Raw genomic sequence first — 21000 nt, 5'->3', positions numbered from 1 at the left:
ATGGAATGGAGGTGCGGCTCTACTTCGGGCAGATGGAATGACGTTCCATGTTGGGAGGGACGAATGGTCCGAATCAGAGCACGGCTCGCCGCGGCCGGTGCCGCGGTGGTGGCGGGCGCCATCCTCATGCCGGCCGGCGCGGCCGCCTCGCCGGCGTCTCCGGACGAGCCGGACGTGATCGTCGCCGGGCCCGACGGCGACCAGAAGGCCTGGTTCCCGGACATCACCCGGCTCCACGACGGCCGGCTCGTCACGGTCTTCTACCAGGCCACGAGGCATTCACGCGACGACGGCCGGTACATGTGGACCGAGAGCGCCGACGACGGCCGCAGCTGGTCGCGGCCGCGGGTCGTCATCGACACCCCGCAGGACGACCGGGACGCGCAGATCACGCAGCTGTCCGACGGCACCATCGTCATCAACTGGTTCCGCACCGACTGGACCAACGAGGGCACCACCGGCGCGGTCATCCTCGGCTCGTTCGTGACCCGGTCCGCCGACGGCGGGCGGACCTGGTCCGAGCCGGTGCTGGTCGGGTCGCGGATGTCGTGCGGCTGCGGGCCGGTCCACGGCGCCTATCCGCTGGGCTGGGCCGCCACCACCGGGAAGATCGTCGAGCTGGACGACGGCGACCTGCTGCTGCCCCTCTACGGGACCGTGTCCGACTCGACCACGGGGCGGGCCAGCGTCGTCCGGTCGACCGACGGCGGGCGCACCTGGCCCGTCGGGAACGAGGCCATGATCCCCGTCCCGGACGGCGTCTCCCTGTCGGAGATGGCGCTGGCGGCCACGCGCGGGGGCGTCACCGCGCTGCTGCGCACGGCCGGTGGCGGCGGCGTCTCCCGGCAGACGGACTCGGCCGACGGCGGACGCACCTGGAGCACGCCGGTGGCCACGCCGATGAAGGGGCAGGCCCACCACATCCTGGCGCTTCCCGGCGGGAAGCTGCTGGCCACCTACGGGGACCGGTCCGGGCAGTTCGCGTCCAACGAGCCGACCGTGGGCCGGATCCGCATGCCGGGACGGGAGTGGAGCGATTCGAGCGACGTCCTGCTGTACCGGGCCGGACCCAACGTCGACCAGGCCGACCCCAGTACGGCGGTCGTCCGCGGGCACCACTTCATCACCGTGTCCTACGACGAGGCTCGCGGCAGCATCATCGGCACCTTCAGCAAGCTGTCCGACTTCGTCCAGGCCAGGCCGCCGGAGGCCACCGAGCCCGAGGCGGGCGACGTCCTGGACCTCCCCGCGATGGTCGCCGCCGGTGCGGCGACCTTCGAGACCGACCTGACCAGCGGCCACCGCAACCACCCCACCGCGCGGCCGGCCGGTGCCGTCGACGGGGTGGCGGAGTACTGGTATTCGGCGCTCGGTCCCGTCGCGACGCCCGAAGCGCCGCGGCAGTTCACGCTGAGCTTCGCCGAGGCGCAGCGGGTGTCGTGGATCGGGCTGAACCTCAAACCCGGATACGCCGAGACGGCGTCGGTCTACCTCTCGGCGGACGGCCGGGACTGGGGTGAGCCCGTCGACGTGCGCACCGGCCACATCTCCGCCGCCGGGCAGATCGCCTGGGCCGAACTCGACCGGGCTGCCACCGTCGGGCACGTCAAGGTGGTCATCTCGCAGTCCGATGGCGCGTCCATGCTCGCCGAGTTGATGCTCGCGCGCTGAGCCGTTCCGGAAATGGGAAACGGTGGCCGCTCCGCACAGCGGCCACCGTTTCCCGTCGTCTATTCGGCGGGGGTGAGGATGCCGTCGTCGCGGATGGAGCGCAGGACGTCGCGGGCCGCGTCCAGGGTGCGGTCGATGTCCTCCTCGGTGTGCGCGGCGGAGATGTGGTTGCGCTTGAGGGTGAGCGGCAGCATCAGGAAGCCGCGGTCGGTCATGCGGCGGTGGAAGGCCACGTAGGCGGCGTGGTTGTTGCGCATGAGGTCGCGGTAGCCGCGGATCGGCCCGTCGGTGAAGTAGAGGCTGAACACGCCGCCGAAGCCCGCGGCCGTGGCGGCGATGCCGAGGTCGGCGCAGATGCCGGTGAGGCCGGTGCGCATGCGGTCGCCGAGGGCGTGGGTGCGCTCGTAGAAGTCGGGGTGCTCGCGCAGGTAGGTGATGGTGGCGATGGCGGCGGTGGACGAGACCGGGTTGCCGTTGAAGGTCCCGGCGAGCAGGACGTCCCCGCCCGCCGAGCTGAAGTGCTCCATCAGGCGCCGCGGGCCGGCGAGTCCGGCGATCGGGTAGCCGTTGCCCATCGCCTTGCCGAAGGTGGTGAGGTCGGGCAGGACGCCGCAGACCTGCTGGTAGCCGCCGGGCGCGTGCCGGAACCCGGTGATCACCTCGTCGAAGACCAGCAGCGAGCCCTGCTCGGCGGTCAGGGCGCGCAGCCCGGTCACGAAGTCCGGCGTCGGGACGAGGGCGCCGACGTTGTGCGGGATCGGCTCCATGATCACGGCCGCGATCCGGTGCGGGTGCGCCTCGTACAGGGCGCGGACGGAGTCCAGGTCGTTGAACTCGGCGATCAGCGTGGCGTCCAGGGCCTCCGGCAGGATGCCGCCCGACAGCGGGTCGGTGCCGTAGGCGCGGTCCGGCGCGGAGATGACGTTGCGGGCGACGGCGTCGTGCCAGCCGTGGAAGCCGCCCTGGAACTTGACGATCAGCGGCCGGCCGGTGACCGCGCGGGCCAACCGGACCGCCTGCGCGGTGGCCTCGCTGCCCGACATCGCCGAGATCATCTGCTCGGCGGACGGGATCGTCTCGGTGACCAGCCGGGCCAGCTCGATCTCGGGCTCGGTGACCCCCCAGCCGACCAGGTCCACTCCCCCGATGGCGGCGCGCACCGCGCCGTCGACCTCGGGCGCGGCGTGGCCGAGCAGGATCGCGCCGAACGCCGCGTGGTAGTCGAGGTAGCGGCGTCCGTCGGCGTCGGTGACGTACGCGCCGGACGCGGCGGTGATCGCGTGCGGCACGCCGACCAGGCGGGTGGCGGAGTTGACGCCGCCGGGGATCACGGCCTGCGCGGCGGCGAGCAGTTCCGCGCCGGACCTGCGCCCGGCCAGCTCGGCGGTGGTCATTCTGGGAGCCCCCAAGAGATTGGCGAGTGATGGGTGACGCTGTCGGCGAATAGTTCATGGAAAGGCGTTCCATGTCAACCCTTCGATGGTCGGACCGCCGGATGAGCAGGGAGCTCTCAAGTTTTTCTGCCGCCAACCCTTGACACGTGAATGACCTGGGGATCAGGATCCGTCGACATGGAATCCCATTCCGTGCCGCTTCGGACGCTGGTCGTCGGCACCGGTTTCATCGCCGCGCAGCACGCCGCCGCGATCCATGCCGAGCCGCGGCTGGAGCTCGCCGGCGTGGTCGACATCGACCCCGGCCGGGCCGCCGCCGCGGCCCGCGCGAACGGCGGCGTGCCGGCCTTCACCGACCTGGCCGCGGCGCTCGCGGAGACCGGCGCCGGCGGCTGCGTCGTCTGCACCCCCAACGACACGCACGCGGACATCGCCCTGGAGGTCGCGGAGGCGGGCGCGCACCTGCTGATCGAGAAGCCGCTCGCCACCGGGGTGGCCGGCGCGCGCCGGGCGGTCGAGGCGTTCGCGGCGGCCGGGCGGGTGCTGATGCCCGCGCACAGCCACCGCTACTACGACTACGCGCGGACGGTCCGGGACGTGCTGCGCTCCGGTGAGCTGGGCACCGTCGGCCTCGTCCGGCTGGCCATCCTCGGCGGCTGGATCTGGCCGGACTGGCGCGGCTGGATGCTCGACCCGGCCCGCTCCGGCGGGCACGCCCTGCACAACGGCGTCCACCTGCTGGACCTGGTCACCTGGTGGACGGGCGACACCCCCGAGACCGTGTACGCGCGGGGCCGCCGCCAGACCGCCGCGGAACTGGGCATCTACGACTACCTGGAGATGACGGTCGGGTTCGCGGGCGGCGCGACCGCCGTGTGCGAGATGAGCCGCGGGCACCGCCCGGCGTCCTTCGCCCGCCGCGACGTCATGGTCGCCGGGACCGGCGGGATCCTCACGCTCCCCTGGGACGCCGAGTCGGGCACCGCCACCGACGAGACCGGCACCGCGCTGCTCCCGCCCGGCGGCGCCGACGGGTTCGCCCTGCAGATCGCCGCCTGGGCCGACGCCGTCACCGGCGAGCCGGCCCTGGTGACCGGTGAGGACGGGCTGCTGGCCGTGGCGATGGGCGTCGCCGCCGAACGATCGATCGCGACCGGCGCGCCCGTCCGGGTCGCCGACGTCCTGAAGGAGGCGTCCTGATGCGCGTGCTCAAGGTGCTGGCCTGGGGGTCGGGCGGGTTCGGGACCCAGGACCACCAGCACGACATGTACCTTCCCGCGTTCCGGGCGCATGCCGGGTTCGAGGTCGTGGACAGCGACCGGCCCGGCGTCGGCGAAGCCGTCCGCGCGACGGGCGCCGAGGTCGTGTGCGTGTGCGCGCCGCCGGACGAGCGCGCCGACCGGGTCGTCGAGGCACTGCGCGCCGGCTGCCACGTCCTGGCCGACAAGCCGCTCGCGCTGGACGCGGCCGGCGTCGCGGCGATCGCCGCGGCCGCGGCCGAGACCGGCCTGGTCTGCATGCCGGCGCACCACCACCGGTTCGGCGCCGCCGTCCAGGCCGCCAAGGGGGCGCTCGCCTCCGGACGCGTCGGGCTGCCCTGGAACGTCCAGGCCGACTTCCTCGTCGACGGCGGCGACCCGTGCCCGGACGGCGAACTGGTCAACTTCGGCCTCTACCCCGTGGACGTGGTGCGGGCCCTCACCGGGCAGGCGGTCCGCCGCGTGCACGCGCTGCCGGGCCGCGAGCCGGGCCGGTTCACCGTCCTGCTGCTCGACCACGAGCACGGTATGACCAGCACCATCACCGTCGGCCGGCTGCGCGGCACGATCGACGCCCCCGGCATGGCGCTGCACCGGTACCGCATCAGCGGCTCCGGCGGGGTCATGGACGTCGACGCCGCCAAGCCGGGCGCGTCCGTCCGGACGGTGACGGGCAGCCGCACCGCCTGGCACGGCCCCGGCACCGTCGACCGGATGCTGACCGCGCTGCACACCGCCGTCGTCACCGGCCGGCCGCCCGAGGCGGGCCCGGCCGACGCCCTCGCCGCGCTGCGCGTCACCGACGCCGCGGCCCGCTCCCTCGCCCTCGGCACGCCCGTGCCGATCGACTCCCCGGAGGTCTGATCCATGAAGCTCGCGACGTACCGCCTGCCGGACGGCGCAGTCCGCCACGGCGAGATCGTCGAAGGCGGCCGCGTCACCGACCTCGGCCCCGGCGACCTCTCGGCGCTGGTCGGCGGGCTCGGCCCGGCGCCGTCCGGCGGGGCGGCGCACGCGCTTGATGAGGTGAGGCTGCTCGCGCCGCTGCTGCGTCCGGGCAAGGTCCTGGCGGTGGCCGCGAACTACCAGGAGCACGTGACCGAGACCGGCGGGGACGCGCTCGACAAGTCGCGGATCTCGCCGCGGCTGTTCATCAAGCCCGGCACCGCCGTCAGCGGCCCCGGCGAGGACATCGCGCTGCCGTCGGTCAGCCCCAGCATCGACTGGGAGGCCGAGCTGGTCGCGGTGATCGGGCGCGGCGGCAAGGACATCCCGGTCGAGGACGCGCTCGGCCACGTCGGCGCCTACACGATCGGCAACGACGTGTCGGCCCGCAGGATGGACTACGGCCACGACCGCGACACCGAGGACTCCGCGGTCGCGTTCTTCGACTGGCTGAACGGCAAGTGGCTCGACGGGTTCGCCGCGCTCGGCCCGTACCTCGTCACCGCCGACGAGGTACCCGACCCGCAGAAGCTCGAGGTGACCCTGGAGGTCAACGGGCGGGTCCGGCAGCACGGCGACACCGGTCAGATGATCTTCAGCGTCGCGGAGCTGGTGGCGTTCGCGTCCCGGCTGATGACGCTGGAGCCCGGCGACGTGCTGTACACCGGCACGCCGTCCGGGGTGGGGATGGCATCGGGGGAGTTCCTGTCCGCAGGCGACGAGATGACGGTCCGCGTGACCGGGCTCGGAAGCCTGGTGAACCGCGTCCGCTGAGCGGACCAGTGGCCGGGCGGGCGCCCGGCCACCGCCGAGAAGAGGCAAGTCAATGACCATTCGCTCCGGCAGAACGAGGGCCCGCGGCCCCGGGCGGAGGGCCGTCGCCGCCGTGCTGGGCGGCGTGCTCGCGGCGGGCGCGCTCGCCGCCTGCAGCTCCGACCCCACCCAGAAGTCCGCCGGCGGGGACGCGGGCGTCCTGAACATGTACCTGTACCAGAAGCCGAAGACGTTCAGCCCGCTCGCGCCGAACAACGGGCCCGACCAGCTCGTCATGTCGTTCATCTTCGACTCGCTGTACGGCTCGGACGGGTCCTACGGGCTGAAGCCGCACCTGGCCGCCGCCGCGCCCGAGGTGTCCGGCGACGCCAGGACGATCACCGTCAAGCTGAAGCCGGGCCTGAAGTGGAGCGACGGCAAGCCGCTCACCGCCCGGGACGTGGTGTTCACCTACACCGCGCTCGCCGACCCGGAGACGGGCAGCGCGCAGGCGGGCAAGTTCGCCGCGGTGGCCGGCGCCAAGGAACTCGCCGGCGGCAAGGCCGACTCCCTCACGGGCGTGACCGCGCCCGACGCCACCACCGTGAAGATCACCACGACGCGGCCGGCGGCGGGGCTGCCGGGCCTGATCGGCAACACCCCGATCCTGCCCGAGCACGTCCTCGGCGAGGTCCCGGCGAAGGGGCTCGGCGACAACGCCTTCTTCACCGAGCCGACCGTCGGCTCGGGGGCGTTCACGTTCGTCGACTACAAGACCGACCAGTACGTCGAGCTGAAGGCGAACCCGAACTTCCGCGAGCCGGTGTCGGTCAAGAAGGTGTACCTGAAGCCGGTCACCTCCGACGTGGCGACCGCGCAGCTGCGCACCGGCGAGATGGACCTCACCCAGGTCTCCCCCACCGACCTGCCGACCGTGAGGAAGATGGACGGCGTCAAGGTCGTGTCCGCCCAGAGCCCCGGCTTCACCCGGATCGCCCTCAACCAGTCGCAGAAGCGGTTCAAGGACGAGCGCGTCCGGCAGGCGTTCCTCACCGCGATCGACCGCAAGGGACTGGTCGACAAGGTGCTCGGCGGCGCCGGCAAGGTCGTGAACTCCAGCTTCTACGGAGAGCTCGCCACGTCCGCGGCCAACGACTACGCCTACGACCCCGCGAAGGCCAAGAGCCTGCTCGCCGCGGCCGGCTGGGACGGGTCCGAGCCCGTCACGCTGTCGTGGATCCCCGGCCAGCGCGACCGCGACACCGCCGTGACGGTGATCCAGAGCCAGCTCAAGGCCGTCGGCGTGAACGTGGAGCTCAAGCAGGTGCAGGCGGACGAGCTGCTGTCGTCCTACGAGAAGAAGTCCTACGACATGGCGCTGTTCGGCGGCGGCAACTACGCCACCGAGCCGTCCACCGTCGCGACCATCGACGCCTGCGACCAGGCCTACCCGGCGGGCGGCAACGTCGCGCACTTCTGCGACCCCGAGCTCGACGAGCTGCTGTCCAAGGCCGACTCGGTCGCCGACGCGGCGCAGCGCACGAGCCTGTTCCAGGAGGCCGCCAAGGTCGAGAACGCGCAGGTCCCGTACCTGTGGCTCTACAACCCGGACGCGGTCTGGGCCCACCGGACCCGGCTGTCGGGCTTCGAGCCGGCGGGCCTGCCGACCAACGAGGTCGGGACCTGGGACTTCGCGAACTGGAAGCTGAGCTGACCCGGCCGGGCCGGGGGCGCGCCCCCGGCCCGGCCGCCGTGCAAGGAAGGAGGTGAGGCGTGGCGGCCTACGTCATCCGGCGCCTGCTGGTGAACGCGTTCGTGTTCCTGCTGATCAGCGTCGGGATCTTCGTGCTGGTGCGGGTCGCGCCCGGCGACCCCGTCCGCATGATGGTCGACCCCGAGCAGATGCGCGGCGGCGGCCAGGCGTTCATCGAGGCCAAGCGGCACGAGCTGGGGCTCGACCGGTCGATCGTCGTCCAGTACGGGAACTGGCTGTCGGGGGCGCTGCACGGCGACTTCGGCTACTCCTACGTCGGGCACCGGCCCGTGTCGGCGGTGCTCGGCGAGCGGGTCGGCCCGACGCTGCAGCTGATGGGCGCCGCGCTCGCGGTCGCGCTGGTGGTGTCGGTGGCGCTCGGCCTGGCCGCCGCGGTGCGCCGCAACACCTCCGTCGACTACGGCGCCACCGTCCTCGGCCTGGCCGCGGTCTCGGTGCCGCCGTTCTTCCTCGGCATCGTCGGGATCTACCTGTTCTCCCTGAAGTGGGGGGTGCTGCCGTCGGCGGGGATGACCACGCCGGGCGGCGGCGGCCCCGCCGACCAGCTCCGGCACCTGGTCCTGCCGGGGCTGATCCTGGCGTTCGTCACCGCCGGGCCGTTCACCCGCTACGTGCGCGGCGGCCTGGTGGACGAGCTCGGCGCCGACTACGTCCGCACGGCCGAGGCCAAGGGCGCGTCGCGGGCCCGGGTCGTGCTGCGGCACGCGCTGCGCAACTCGCTGATCCCGCTGATCACGGTGGTGATGTACCAGATCCCGCAGATGCTGGCGGGCGCGGTGGTGATCGAGCAGGTCTTCGCCTGGCCCGGCATGGGGCAGCTCGCGGTCAGCTCGATCGGCCAGCACGACTACCCGGTCATCGTCGGGTTCGCGTTGTACGTGGCGGTGCTGGTGCTGCTGTGCAACCTGATCGCGGACGTCCTGTACGCCGTCGTCGACCCGAGAGTGAGCCTGCGATGACCACGGCGCAGAAGCGGACGAAGGTGCCGCTGGAGAAGACGCCCGCCGGCGGGGCGGCCGCCGCGTCGGCGTCGCCCCGGGCGCGGGCGGTGCGGCGGTTCCGCCGCAACCGGCTCGCCGTCGCCGGGAGCGCCGTGCTCGGCGCGGTGGTGCTGGCGTCGCTGCTGGCGCCGTGGATCGCCGGGCACCCGAACGCGGTCGACCTGGACGCGGTGCGGCAGGGGCCGTCCGGCGCGCACTGGTTCGGCACCGACACCTCCGGCCGCGACGTGTTCGCCCGCACCCTGCACGCGGGCCGGGTGTCGCTGCTGGTCGGGCTCGCCGCGGCGCTCGGCGCCGTCCTCGTCGGCACGCTGTTCGGCTCGGTCGCCGGGCTGTTCGGCGGCATCGTCGACAACGTGATCATGCGGGTCGCCGACATCGTGATGTCGTTCCCGACCGTGGTGGTCATCCTGGTGCTCGCCGGGATCGTCGGGCCGAGCGTGACCGTGCTGATCGTCGCGATCGGGCTGACGCAGTGGCCGGTCGCCGGCCGGGTGGTGCGCGGCGTGACGCTGTCGCTGCGCGACCGCGAGTACATCCAGGCCGCCGAGGCGTCCGGGGCGAACGCGTGGTGGCTGATCCGCAAGCACATCGTCCCCGCGGCGCTGGCGCCGGTCACGGTGACCGGCACCCTCGCCGTCGCGCAGGCGATCATGCTGGAGACCACCGCGTCCTTCCTCGGGCTCGGCGTCCGGCCGCCGCAGGCCAGCTGGGGGAACATGCTGAACGACGCGCAGAACCTGACGCTGATCCAGACGATGCCGTGGCTGTGGATCCCGCCGGGCGTCGCTATCGCGGTGACGGTCCTGGCCGTCAACTTCGTCGGGGACGGCCTCCGCGACGCCGTCACGCCGGGAGGACGCACATGACCGCGCGCACCGGGCCCGGGAGCGGGCCGCTGCTGGAGATCGAGGACCTGGTCGTCGAGTTCGCCGGCGACGAGGAGACCGTCCGGGCCGTGGACGGCGCCGGGTACACGGTCGCGCCCGGCGAGACGCTCGGCGTGGTCGGCGAGTCGGGCTCGGGCAAGAGCGTCACCGCGATGTCCGCGCTCGGGCTGATCCGCCCGCCGGGACGCGTGGTGTCGGGACGGGTCGTGTTCGACGGGTCCGACCTGCGCGCGATGCGCCCCCGCGAGCTGCGCAGGCTCCGCGGCGGCCGGATCGCGATGATCTTCCAGGACCCGATGACCGCGCTGAACCCGGTCGTCACCGTCGGCGCGCAGATCCGCGAGGCGCTGCGGCTGCACCAGCCGGGCATGTCCCGGGCCGCGGCCCGCGCGCGGGCCGCCGAGCTGCTGACCCTGGTCGGGGTGCCGGGCGCGGAGCGGCGGCTGAAGCAGTACCCGCACGAGTTCTCCGGCGGCATGCGGCAGCGCGCGATGATCGCGATGGCCATCGCCAACGACCCCGACCTGCTGATCGCGGACGAGCCGACGACCGCGCTGGACGTGACCGTCCAGGCCCAGGTGCTGGACCTGCTGCGGCTGACCCGGCGCGAGACCGGCGCCGCGACCGTGCTCATCACCCACGACCTCGGCGTGGTCGCCGAGCTGGCCGACCGGGTCGTGGTGATGTACGCGGGGCGGGTCGTCGAGCACGGCACCGTCACGGCGATCTTCGACGCGCCCCGGCACCCGTACACGCGGGGGCTGCTGGACAGCCTGCCCGCGCTGGACGGCGACGCCGGCGAGCTGACCCCGATCCCCGGGTCCCCGCCGCTGCCCGGCGAGGTCGCGCGGGGCTGCGCGTTCGCGCCCCGCTGCCCGATGGCGCGGGACCGGTGCCGCGCGGAGCGCCCGGAGCTGACCCCGGCCGGGCCGGGACGGGCGAGCGCCTGCCACTTCCACGACGAGATGGCCGAGGAGGAGACCGATGACCGAGCTTGACGCGGCACCGCCGGACCGGGCGCGGCCGGACCGGGCCGGGCCGGACGAGGAGGTCCTCGCCGTCACCGGCCTCGCCAAGCACTTCCCCGTCCGGTCGGGGCCGCTGCGCCTGCGGACCGGCAGCGTCCACGCGGTCGACGGCGTCGACTTCTCGCTGCGCGCCGGACGCACCCTCGGCCTGGTCGGCGAGTCCGGCTGCGGGAAGACGACCACCGGGCGGATGGTGGTGCGGCTCCTGGAGCCCACCGCCGGGCGGATCGTCGTGGCCGGGCGGGACGTCACCCGCGTGCGCGGCGCCGACCTGCGCGCGCTGCGCCGCGACCTGCAGCTGGTGTTCCAGGACCCGTACGCGTCGTTGTCGCCGCGGATGACCGTCCACGACATCATCGCCGAGCCGCTGCGCGTGCAGGGCCGCTACGACGACGGCGGCCCCGAGCGCGTCGCCGAGCTGCTGGACATGGTGCGGCTGGCGCCCGCGCACGCCCGCCGGTACGCGCACGAGTTCTCCGGCGGGCAGCGCCAGCGCATCGGCATCGCCCGCGCGCTCGCCCTCGACCCGAAGGTCCTGGTGCTGGACGAGCCGGTCAGCGCGCTGGACGTGTCGATCCAGGCGCAGGTCGTCAACACGCTCCGGGAGCTGCAGCGCGAGCTGGGCGTGGCGTACCTGTTCATCTCGCACGACCTGTCGGTGGTGCGGCACGTCTCGCACGAGATCGCCGTGATGTACCTGGGGACGATCGTGGAGCGCGGCACCCGGGACGAGATCTTCCGGAGCCCGGCGCACCCGTACACGCAGGCGCTGCTGTCGGCCGTGCCGCGCACGCGGCCCGGCGCCCGCGAAGGCCGGGAGCGGATCATGCTGACCGGGGACGTGCCGAGCCCGATCGACCCACCGTCGGGATGCCGGTTCCGGACCCGCTGCTGGAAGGCGCGCGACATCTGCGCCACCGAGACGCCCGCGCTCACCGACCGCGACGGCGTCGGCCACCCGGCCGCCTGCCATTTCGCCGAGCCCGCCGACGTGCTGGCCACCGCCTGACCTAAGGAGCCGTAGTGCACGACGCAGACCAGCGACTGGCCGCCTCCGCCCTGGAACCGGGGCCCGCGGGGGAACGGCCGTCCATCGCCGCCGCGCGCCGTTGCGGCGCCGTCCTGATCGCCTCCGGCCAGGTCGCCGCCCGGGACGGCAAGCTGATCGCCGCGGGCCGCGTCGGCGACGACGTGTCGCTCGACACGGCCCGTTCCTGCGCGCGGCAGTGCGCCCGCAACGTCCTGACCGCCGTCCGCGACGAGCTGTCCGGGCTCGGCGCCGTGGAGCACGTCGAGACCGTGTCGGTGTGGGTGGCGTCCGCGCCCGGGTTCACCGACCAGCACCTGGTCGCGGACGCGGCGACGGCCCTGTTCACCGAGGTGTTCGGCGACGGCGCCGGACGGCACGCCCGGGTCGCGCTCGGCGTCGCCGCGCTGCCGACCGGCAGCCCGGTCGAGGTGCAGGCCACCTTCCGGCTGCGCACGCCATGACGGACCTGCTCATCACCGGCGGGACGCTCGCCGACGGCACCGGGTCGGCGCCGCGCCGCGCCGACGTCGCCGTCGAGGGCGGCCGCGTCGAGGCGGTCGGCGACCTGGCGGGACGTCCGGCCGCGCGGACGATCGACGCGTCCGGGCAGATCGTGGCACCCGGGTTCGTGGACGTCCACACCCACTCCGACCTGACGCTGCTGTCCGACCCGCGGGCGCACAGCGCCGTGCGGCAGGGCGTCACGACCGTCGTGGTCGGCAACTGCGGCCTCGGAGTCACCCCCGTCGCCGACCCGCCTCACTGTGAGGGGACGACCCCCCGCACCCACATTGAGGCCCTGCGCGCCGCCGCCGGCTACCTGGACCTGGACCCGTCCGTCCGCTGGGACTGGACCGACCTGCCCGGCTACCTCGCCGCGCTCGGCGCCGCGCGCCCGTCGGTGAACGTGGCCGCGCTCGTCGCGCACACGCCGCTGCGCGCGGCGGCCGTCGGGTTCGGCGACCGGCCGGCCGACGCGGCCGCGCTCGACCGGATGCGGGGCCTGCTCGGCGACGCGCTCGCGGCGGGCGCCGCCGGGGTGTCCACCGGCCTGGTCTACGCGCCCGTCTGCTACGCCCGCGAGGACGAGCTGGAGGCGCTCGGCCGCACCGCCGCCGCGTACGGCAGGCTGTTCGCCTGGCACGTCCGCGACTACGCCGACGGGCTGCTCGACTCGGTGCGGCAGGCGCTGCGGGTCGCGGCGGCGACCGGGTGCCGCACGCAGATCTCGCACCTGGTCGCGGTCGGGCGGCGCAACCACGGCTCGGTCGCGCGGGCGCTGGAGCTGATCGACGACGCGCGGGACGCCGGCCTGGACGTCGCCTTCGACATCTACCCCTACCTGGCCGGGAACGCGCCGCTGTCGCAGCTGCTGCCCGCGTGGGCGCAGGAGGGCGGCGAGGGGCCGATGCGGGCCCGGCTCACCGAGCCCGCCGTCCGCGCCCGCGTCCGGGACGAGTGGCGCGGCATGCCGAACGCGTGGGAGGACATCGCCGTCGGCGGGCGCACCCTGCCCGATCTCGCCGCCGAGGCCGGCACCGACCCGCCGGAGGCCGCGCTCGACCTCGTCGCCGAGCACGGCAACGGCGTGCAGATGGTGGCGGGCGGGCGCAGCGAGCGCGACCTCGCCGACGCGCTCACCCATCCCGCCGCCGTCATCGGCTCCGACGGCCAGGCCCTCGACCCCGACGGGCCGACCGGGCGCGGCACGCCGCACCCCCGCTCGTACGGCTGCTTTCCGCGGCTGTTCGCCGACCACGTCCGGACGGGCAGGATCGGGATCGCCGAGGCCGTCCGGAAGTGCACGTCCGCCGCCGCCGAACGGGCCGGGCTCGCGGGGCGCGGGGTGCTGCGCGGCGGGGCCCACGCCGACATCGTCGTTTTCAACCCCGCCCGCATCGCCGATCGGGCTACGTTCGCAGCACCACAGCGGTATCCGGAGGGGATCTCCGCGGTCGTCGTCGGCGGCCGGACCGTGGTCGAGGACGGCGCGCACCGCGGCGCCCGGCCCGGCGAGATCCTCCGTATCCCCTGACCGGGCATCCCCCGCAGCGCGCATTCCCCGAACGGAGACGAGGCACCGATGGAAACAGCCAGAGGGACGGGATCCGGGACGCGTCCCGCGGCCCGCCGCCGCAACGTGGACGACGACCGCCCCGCGGCCGCCAACTACCACGCCAACGCGCTCGCCCGCGGCCTGGCGCTGCTGGAACGGCTCGCCGCGCGCGGCGGCACGCTGACCCTGAACGACTTCTCGACCGGCACCGGCCTGCCCAAGAGCACGCTCGTCCGGCTCCTGGCCGTCCTGGAGGAGATGGGGTACGTGGTCCGCGCCGACGAGCGTCCCGCCTACCGGCTCGGCCACAAGACCCTCACCCTGTCCACCGCGTACCTGACCGGGCTGGACCTGTCCCAGGTCGCGGGCGGGCACCTGGCGAAGGTGGCCGAGGCGACCGGGCAGACCGCCAACCTCGGCGTGCTGGACGGGCGCGAGGTCCTGCACGTGTGCGTCCGCGAACCCGACCGGCCGATCCGCTTCCACACCACGCCCGGCACCCGCGACGCCGCGTACTGCACCGGGCTCGGCAAGATGCTGCTCGCCGGGCTCGACCCGGCCGACCTCGCCCCGCACCTGCCGCCCGAGCCGTTCCCCGCCCGCACCGAGCACACGCTGACGACCGCCGCCGCGCTGGCCGCGGAACTGCGGGACACCGCCGAGCGCGGCCACGCCCTGGACGACAACGAGGGCAGCGTCGGGCTGCGCTGCGTCGCCGCGCCGGTCGAGGTGGACGGCGCCTGCGTCGCCGCGCTCAGCGTGTCCGGGCCGTCCGCCGAGTTCGACGGCGACCGCCGCGGCCGCTACCTGGACCTGCTGCGCGCCGCCGCCGCCGATCTCGCCGCCGACGCCGACGTCGTCGCCGCCCTGGAGTACCTGCACTCGTCCCTGCGCTCCGACCTGCCCCGTCCCCGGGAGGATTCTTGATCGACTTCCACACCCACTGCCAGCGGCCCGAGCACTGGGGCCACGAGTGGGACGACCACTGGAAGCCCGTCTACGGGCGCGGCGCCCACGAGTTCACCGCCGCCGACTACGACCGCGCCATGGCGGACGTGACGGCCGCGTGCGTGTTCGGCATCCGCGCCACCGCCGCCGGGATCCTCACGCCGAACGCCCACACCGAGGGGTTCTGCGCGGACACCGCCACCGAGACGATCGGGTTCATGGCGCTCGACCCCACCGACCCCGACGTCCTGGACCAGCTCGCCGACGGCGTCGCGCGCGGCCTGCGCGGCATCAAGCTGTACCCGGTGCTGGCGCTGTTCGACCCGCGCGACGCCCGCCACGACCCGTTCTACCGGGCCGCGGCCGACGCGGGGCTGGTCGTCCTGTGGCACATGGGCGCCACCCCGAGCCCGGCCGGGGACCTGTCGGTCAGCAACCCGCTGGTCGTGGACGACGTCGCCCGCCGCCACCCGGACCTGGTGCAGATCATCGCGCACCTCGGGCACCCGTGGCAGCGCGAGACGATCGTGACGCTGCGCAAGAACCGCCGCGTGTACTCCGACGTGTCGGCGTCCTGGGCCCGGCCGATGGACGGCTACCTCGCGCTGGCCCGCGCGCAGGAGTGGGACGTGGTCGACAAGCTCGTCTTCGGCTCGGACTTCCCGCTCTGGACGCCCGCCGAGGCCGTCGCCGGACTGCGCGAGATGGTCGGGCAGCGCCCCTCCGGCTTCCCCGAGATCAGGAAGGAGACCGTCGAGTGGCTGCTGGACGGCGACCCGCGCCCGCAGATGGGCCTCGCATGACGCCCCTGGACGAGCTGCCGACGCCCGCCCTGCTCGTCGACCGCGCCCGCATGGAGGCCAACCTGGCCGCCATGTCGGCCGCGATCGGCGCCGCCGGGGTCGCGCTGCGCCCGCACTTCAAGACCTCCAAGTGCCTGGCGGTCGCGCGCCGCCAGCTCGCCCACGGCGCGGTCGGCTTCACCTGCGCCACCCCGGCCGAGGTCGGGCTGCTCCAGGACGAGGGCGTCGGCGACGTCCTGTGGGCGCACCAGCCCGTCGGCCCCGCCAAGGTCGCCTTCGCCGTCCGAGCCCTGCGCCGGGGCGGGCTGACCATCGCGCTCGACTCCCTCGAAGCCGCGGCACCGCTCGCGGAGGCGGCCGCCTCCGCCGGCGTCGCCGTCCCGTTCGTGCTGGAGGTCGACACGGGCCTGCACCGGGCGGGCGTCGACCCCGACCGCGCCGTGGCGGCCGCCGCCGCGCTCACCGCCCTGCCCGCCCTGGAGCTGCGGGGCGTCCTCACCCACGAGGGCCACCTGGCCGCGCACGGCCCGGACCGCGCCGGCCTGGAGGCGGCGGGCGACCTGGCGGGTCGCACGCTCGCGCAGGTCGCCGAGGCGCTGCGCGCCGCCGGCCACGCGTGCCCGCTGGTCTCGGTCGGCTCGACGCCCGGCGCGACGTCCGCGCCCTTCGCCGCCGGGGTCACCGAGGCCCGTCCCGGTACGTACGTCTACTTCGACGGCAACCAGGTCGGCCTCGGCAGCGCCCGGATCGAGCAGTGCGCGCAGACCGTCCTGGCCCGCGTCACGAGCGCCCAGCGCCCGGGAACCGTCATCATCGACGCGGGCATCAAGGCGATGAGCTCCGACACCATCGCGACCGCGGGGATCCTGGGCATCGTGTGCGACCCGTCCGGCCGTCCCCTGGACGGGGTCGAGTTCGCCGCCGGCAACGAGGAGCACGGCTACCTGACCGGCCCGGGGACGTCCGGTCTGCGGGTCGGCGACCTGGTCCGGATCGTCCCCAACCACGCCTGCGGCACCACCAACATGTGGAGCGCGCTGCATTTCGTCGAGGGCACCCGGGCCATGGAAAGCCACCCGATCGAGGCTCGCTATTAAGCGCCGTTCGAGCGTTGACATGGAATGGTATTCCGTGTTGCATCCCGGAAGTATGCGACTCCGTCGAAGTACCGCCATCGCCCTGACCGCGCTGCTCACTCTCGGGTTTTCCGGGGCCGTGGCGAACGCGGCACCGTCCATTCCCTCGTCTCCGGACCGGCCCGACGTGATCGTGGCCCAGGCCGCCCCGGGCAAGAAACTGCATTTCCCGAACATGGAGCGGCTGAACGACGGGTCCCTGCTGGCGGTGGCGCGCGAGGGCGCCGGCCACACCGGGCAGGACGGCCGGCTGCTGATGCTGGCCGGCGGGGACGGCGGCCGCACCTGGTCGGCGCCGCGGACCGTGCACGACTCCCCCTACGACGACCGCGACCCGATGATCACGCAGCTGCGGTCCGGCCGGCTGCTGCTCAGCTGGTTCCAGATCGACTACTCGGTCTCCCCGGCCGAGCCGATGGGGGTGTTCGTCCGGCACAGCGACGACGGCGGCGCGACCTGGTCGGAGCCGGTCGCGGTGGGGACCTCGCTCAGCGGCGAGTCCGACATCGTCGACACCTATGAGCTGGGCTGGGCGGCCAGCCACGGGCAGATCAAGGAACTGCCCTCCGGCGAGCTGATCGTCCCGCTCTACGGCACCGTCCCCGACGACCGCTGGCAGCGCGCCACCGTGGTGCGCAGCCTGGACGGCGGCGCGTCCTGGCACGCGGGCACCGAGTCGCTGATCGCGTCCGCGCAGGGCACCCACTACCAGGAGCCGGTGCTCACCGTCCTGCCGGGCGGAACGGTCCACGCCCTGCTGCGCGTCGGCACGGCGGCGTCCACGATGGGCGCCGTCAACTCCCAGGAGTCCTGGTCGCGCGACGGCGGCCGCACCTGGACGGCCCCCGCCGAGATCGACCTGGTGACCTCCTCGGCCCACACCGAGGTCCTGCGCAACGGCGACGTCTTCCTCGCCTACGGCGACCTGTCCGGCCACTTCACCGAGCGGCGCGGCACCGTCGGAGCCGTCCTGCGCGACCCCGGCCGCCCGTGGACGGGCGCGCCGCGCGCACTGGTGTACGACTCGGGGACCGGCGACCAGGCCAACCCCGCCGTCGCCGAGGTCCGTCCCGGCCGGGTCCTCGTCCTCGGCTTCGACTCCGCCGAGAGGCGGCTGGTCGGCGACTTCGTCGACGTCGCCGGCATCCGCGACGAGCCCGCCGACCCGCGCCGCGTCGACCTGGCCGCCCTGCACGCCGCGGGCCGCCTCACCATCGACACCGACCTGACGTACACCGCCGCCGGCCGGCCGAACGTGGGCCCGGCCGGCGCGATCGACGGCGTGGTCGGCTACCACGACGCCGCCTGGAAGGCCGCCGCCGCACCCGCCCGGTACACCGTCGCCTTCGACGAGCCGCGCCGCGTCCTGGAGGCCGGCGTCGCCCTCAAGCCCGGCCACGCCGAAGCGGCGACGATCAAGGTCCGCACTCCGGACGGCACCTGGCGGACCATCGGCGACCTCGACGACCGCGTCCGCTACGGCGACGGCCTCGCCTGGTTCCGGGTCGGCCCCGGCACCCCGATCGACGCCGTCCGGGTGGACATCACCCACTCCGCCGGCTGGGCCGTCCTCGCCGAACTGGGCCTCCGCTCCCCCGCCGCCCGCTGACGAGCGGACCTCGCCCCTGCCCACGGGGACTCGGCCTCGCCGGCCCTAGCGGCCGGCGAGGCCGCCGCCCTTCCACGATTCGCACCGGGACCGCCGAGTTCACCGCGAACCGGCCGGGCAGGACGACGCCATCTCCTTCTCAGGCCCCGAGCGCGGCCAGGAGCGGTGCGGGGGCGTTGAGGAAGACCTCCAGGCCGAGCAGCCGGCCGTCCTCGACGTGCCAGACGTGCAGTTCCCGGACGGTGGTCGCCGTGCCGGTGCCGCGAGGGGTGAGGCGGGCGTCGCCGACGACGACGATGTGCTCCCGGCCTTCGATGAACTGGGCCGGTTCGTAGGTGGCATCGGCGCGTTCGGCGACCTTGCCGAACATCTCCCGCACGCCTTCGTGCCCCCGGTACGTGCCGCGCCAGGGGGCCGCCTCCGACTGCCGGGAGACGAAGCCGGGGTCGAGCGACCCGACGAACCGGTCGAGGTCGCCGTCCGTGAACGCCCGGTAGGCGGCCCGGACCGCTTCCATGTTGCGCATGGGCACCTTCCCTCACGTCTCTTACTGGTAAGATACTGCTAAGAGATTAGCAGGAGGGGTGCGGGATGGGTGACGCCGTGGACGCGGTGATGGACGCCTGGCGCCGGGAGCGTCCCGACGTGGACGTATGGCCGGTGGGGGTGGTGGGCCGGATCCAGCGGCTCGCCCGGCTGCTGGAGGCGGAGATCCAGGACTTCTTCCGCCGGCACGGTCTGGACAGCAGCGAGGCCGACGTTCTGACCACGCTGCGGCGTTCGGGCGAGCCCTGCGAACTGACCCCGGGCCGGCTCGTCAAGGCGTCCATGGTCACCTCGGGCGCCGTCACCAAGCGCATCGACCGCATGGTGGCCAAGGACCTCGTCGAACGGGTCCCCGATCCCGTCGACCGCCGCACGGTGCGGATCCGGCTCACTCCCCACGGCCGCCAGACCATCGACGGCCTGTTCGCCCTGCACATCGCCAACGAGGCACGCCTGCTCCAGGCCCTCGACCGCGACCAAGCGGACGGTCTGGCCGACGCGCTGCGCACCCTGCTGCAGTCGCTCGGCGACACCTCCCTCACCTGAACGAGCGGGCTCGCGCTGGGACGGGAAGCAGGATTCACCGTCTTCACGCCCTGAAGAACGGGCCGGAGGCACCCGCCGCGGCCTCGGTCGCGGCGGGTGCCTCCGGAAGGATCAGTCCTGCTTCGGGTGCTCGGAGATCACGGTGCCGTGTCGGCGGGTGTTCTGGCTGCCTGCTGTGTCGCGGAGGGGTGTTGGAGCCTGCGGGGCAGCAGGGCCGTCAGTGCCAGCAGGACGGCGGCGGCCGGGGCGCCCCAGAGCAGGACGTCCGGGATGGCGGCGGTGGTCGTCTCCGGGCCCGGGGCGCGGCCCTGCGTCTCGCGGGCCAGGAGGGTTCCGAAGACCGAGACGCCGAGCGACAGGCCCAGCCCGCGGACCGACACCGCGGCGGAGGTGGCGGCGGCCAGGTCCGCGGGTGGGACGGCGTTCTGCGCCACGACCACCAGGTTCTGCATCAGCAGCCCGAACCCGAGGCCCAGCACCGCGATCTCCACGGCCAGCACGGCGTAGGGGGTGCCGGGCGTGAGGCGGCTCAGCAGGGCGAACCCGAGCACCGCGACCGCCGACCCGGCGACCAGGTAGGGCTTGTACCGGCCGTCGGCGCCGATGCGGGCGCTGGCGAGCGAGGACACCGCCATGAACGTCAGGACGTAGGGGTTGAGCGCCAGGCCCGCCTCGGTGGCCCCCATCCCGTACGCGGCCTGCAGGTAGGTGGGCAGGTAGACGATCGAGCCGCCGAGCAGCGCGCCGAGCAGCGCGGTGGCGGGGAGCGCGACGCGCAGGACGGGGTCGGCGAACAGCCGCGGCGGCAGCAGCGGGTCGGCCGCGCGGCCCTCCCGCCACACGAAGAGCACCGCCAGCGCCGCCACCGCGCCGATCAGGGCGAGGATCGTCCGGGACGTCCAGGCATGGGTGCGGCCGCCCCATTCGGCCACCAGCAGCAGGCTCACCACCGCGCCCGCGATCAGCGCCGCGCCGGGCAGGTCGACCCGGCCGCCGCCGCCCGGCCTGGGCAGCCGCAGCCCGAGCGCGGCGGCGCCCATGGCGAGCAGGCCGAGCGGCAGGTTGACGTAGAAGATCCAGCGCCACCCCCAGGCGTCGGTGATCGCGCCGCCGGCGAGCGGGCCGCCCACGCTGGCCAGCGCGAAGACGCCGCCGGTGTAGCCCTGGACCCGGCCGCGCAGCCGCTGCGGGTACAGCTCCGACAGCGCGATCGTGGGCAGCACGAACAGCGCTCCGGCTCCGATGCCCTGGAAGGTCCTGGCGGCGATCAGCTGAGGGGTGGTCTGGGCCAGACCGCACAGCGCCGAGCCGGCGATGAAGGCGGCGACGGCGGTGAGGAACACCGGGCGCCGCCCGAACCGGTCGCTGACGCGGCCGTAGAGCGCGCCGGTCGCGGTGGAGGCCAGCACGTAGGAGGTGACGATCCAGCCGATGGAGTCCATGCCGCCCAGGTCGGCGGCGATGTCGGGCAGGGCGATGGCCACCACCGTCTGGTCCAGGACCGACAGCAGCATGCCGATCAGCAGGCCGGCCGTGGCGAGCGGCACGTTGCCGCCGCGCTCGTTCAGGGCGGTGGAGGCGGTCTTCGGGGAGTCTGCGGACACCATGGGT

The 21000-nt window shown here is 74.2% G+C and carries 19 protein-coding genes; 16 read left to right on the top strand and 3 right to left on the bottom strand.

Annotated elements, in window-relative coordinates; all coding sequences use genetic code 11:
• Positions 1-63 precede the first annotated feature (63 nt).
• A complete protein-coding gene (locus HUT06_RS21120; protein ID WP_176197318.1) occupies positions 64-1671 on the top strand; it encodes a sialidase family protein in 1608 nt (535 codons plus the stop codon).
• Positions 1672-1730: 59 nt separating this feature from the next.
• Here HUT06_RS21120 and HUT06_RS21115 read toward each other — a convergent pair whose 3' ends face one another.
• On the bottom strand, positions 1731-3065 hold the full coding sequence (locus HUT06_RS21115) for an aspartate aminotransferase family protein (RefSeq protein WP_176197317.1): 1335 nt from the start codon (positions 3063-3065) through the stop codon (positions 1731-1733).
• Between the two features lie 177 nt (positions 3066-3242).
• On the opposite strand from HUT06_RS21115, the gene HUT06_RS21110 reads away from it, so the two are divergent.
• The 14 genes from HUT06_RS21110 to HUT06_RS21045 all read left to right on the top strand — a co-directional run bounded on the left by HUT06_RS21110 (position 3243) and on the right by HUT06_RS21045 (position 18297).
• Positions 3243-4265, top strand: a complete 1023-nt coding sequence (locus HUT06_RS21110) for a Gfo/Idh/MocA family protein (protein WP_176197316.1) — start codon at positions 3243-3245, stop codon at positions 4263-4265.
• Positions 4265-5188, top strand: coding sequence for a Gfo/Idh/MocA family protein (locus HUT06_RS21105; RefSeq protein ID WP_176197315.1), 924 nt, complete (start codon positions 4265-4267; stop codon positions 5186-5188). Before HUT06_RS21110 ends, HUT06_RS21105 begins: the two co-directional genes overlap by 1 nt.
• Positions 5189-5191: 3 nt before the next feature.
• The gene (locus HUT06_RS21100) at positions 5192-6043 is read left to right on the top strand and encodes a fumarylacetoacetate hydrolase family protein (RefSeq protein WP_176197314.1); all 852 of its coding nucleotides are present in this window, start codon (positions 5192-5194) and stop codon (positions 6041-6043) included.
• 52 nt (positions 6044-6095) lie between these two features.
• Positions 6096-7736, top strand: coding sequence for an ABC transporter substrate-binding protein (locus HUT06_RS21095; RefSeq protein WP_176197313.1), 1641 nt, complete (start codon positions 6096-6098; stop codon positions 7734-7736).
• A 59-nt stretch (positions 7737-7795) separates the two neighbouring features.
• Positions 7796-8755, top strand: coding sequence for an ABC transporter permease (locus tag HUT06_RS21090; protein ID WP_176197312.1), 960 nt, complete (start codon positions 7796-7798; stop codon positions 8753-8755).
• Positions 8752-9666, top strand: coding sequence for an ABC transporter permease (locus tag HUT06_RS21085; protein WP_176197311.1), 915 nt, complete (start codon positions 8752-8754; stop codon positions 9664-9666). Before HUT06_RS21090 ends, HUT06_RS21085 begins: the two co-directional genes overlap by 4 nt.
• Entirely contained in the window at positions 9663-10685 is a 1023-nt protein-coding gene (locus tag HUT06_RS21080) for an ABC transporter ATP-binding protein (RefSeq protein WP_176197310.1), read from the top strand. Before HUT06_RS21085 ends, HUT06_RS21080 begins: the two co-directional genes overlap by 4 nt.
• Positions 10672-11724 (top strand): ABC transporter ATP-binding protein, encoded by a 1053-nt coding sequence (locus HUT06_RS21075; RefSeq protein WP_176197309.1) that lies wholly within the window; start codon positions 10672-10674, stop codon positions 11722-11724. The genes HUT06_RS21080 and HUT06_RS21075 overlap by 14 nt, the downstream gene beginning before the upstream one ends.
• 14 nt (positions 11725-11738) lie before the next feature.
• On the top strand, positions 11739-12206 hold the full coding sequence (locus HUT06_RS21070; RefSeq protein ID WP_176197308.1) for a RidA family protein: 468 nt from the start codon (positions 11739-11741) through the stop codon (positions 12204-12206).
• On the top strand, positions 12203-13780 hold the full coding sequence (locus tag HUT06_RS21065) for an amidohydrolase family protein (RefSeq protein WP_176197307.1): 1578 nt from the start codon (positions 12203-12205) through the stop codon (positions 13778-13780). Before HUT06_RS21070 ends, HUT06_RS21065 begins: the two co-directional genes overlap by 4 nt.
• Positions 13781-13828: 48 nt before the next feature.
• Positions 13829-14728 (top strand): IclR family transcriptional regulator, encoded by a 900-nt coding sequence (locus HUT06_RS21060; RefSeq protein WP_176197306.1) that lies wholly within the window; start codon positions 13829-13831, stop codon positions 14726-14728.
• On the top strand, positions 14725-15552 hold the full coding sequence (locus HUT06_RS21055) for an amidohydrolase family protein (RefSeq protein WP_176197305.1): 828 nt from the start codon (positions 14725-14727) through the stop codon (positions 15550-15552). Before HUT06_RS21060 ends, HUT06_RS21055 begins: the two co-directional genes overlap by 4 nt.
• Positions 15549-16649, top strand: a complete 1101-nt coding sequence (locus HUT06_RS21050; RefSeq protein ID WP_176197304.1) for an alanine racemase — start codon at positions 15549-15551, stop codon at positions 16647-16649. The genes HUT06_RS21055 and HUT06_RS21050 overlap by 4 nt, the downstream gene beginning before the upstream one ends.
• A 166-nt stretch (positions 16650-16815) precedes the next feature.
• Positions 16816-18297 carry a sialidase family protein gene (locus HUT06_RS21045; RefSeq protein ID WP_176197303.1) on the top strand — a complete coding sequence of 494 codons (1482 nt, stop codon included), beginning with the start codon at positions 16816-16818 and terminating at the stop codon, positions 18295-18297.
• Positions 18298-18436: 139 nt separating this feature from the next.
• Here the strand turns inward: HUT06_RS21045 and HUT06_RS21040 are convergent, their stop codons facing one another.
• Complete coding sequence (locus HUT06_RS21040) at positions 18437-18823, bottom strand: nuclear transport factor 2 family protein (RefSeq protein WP_176197302.1); 387 nt, start codon at positions 18821-18823, stop codon at positions 18437-18439.
• Between the two features lie 65 nt (positions 18824-18888).
• Between HUT06_RS21040 and HUT06_RS21035 the strand changes: the two genes are divergently transcribed.
• The gene (locus HUT06_RS21035; protein ID WP_176197301.1) at positions 18889-19389 is read left to right on the top strand and encodes a MarR family winged helix-turn-helix transcriptional regulator; all 501 of its coding nucleotides are present in this window, start codon (positions 18889-18891) and stop codon (positions 19387-19389) included.
• A gap of 137 nt (positions 19390-19526) precedes the next feature.
• Here the strand turns inward: HUT06_RS21035 and HUT06_RS21030 are convergent, their stop codons facing one another.
• Positions 19527-20996 carry an MDR family MFS transporter gene (locus HUT06_RS21030; RefSeq protein ID WP_176197300.1) on the bottom strand — a complete coding sequence of 490 codons (1470 nt, stop codon included), beginning with the start codon at positions 20994-20996 and terminating at the stop codon, positions 19527-19529.
• Between the last annotated feature and the right edge of the window lie 4 nt (positions 20997-21000).

Origin of the sequence: Actinomadura sp. NAK00032 (assembly GCF_013364275.1) — a bacterium.
Lineage (GTDB): Bacteria > Actinomycetota > Actinomycetes > Streptosporangiales > Streptosporangiaceae > Spirillospora.
Note: the sequence above shows the minus strand (reverse complement) of the source record. Positions and strands in the feature narration are given on the sequence as shown.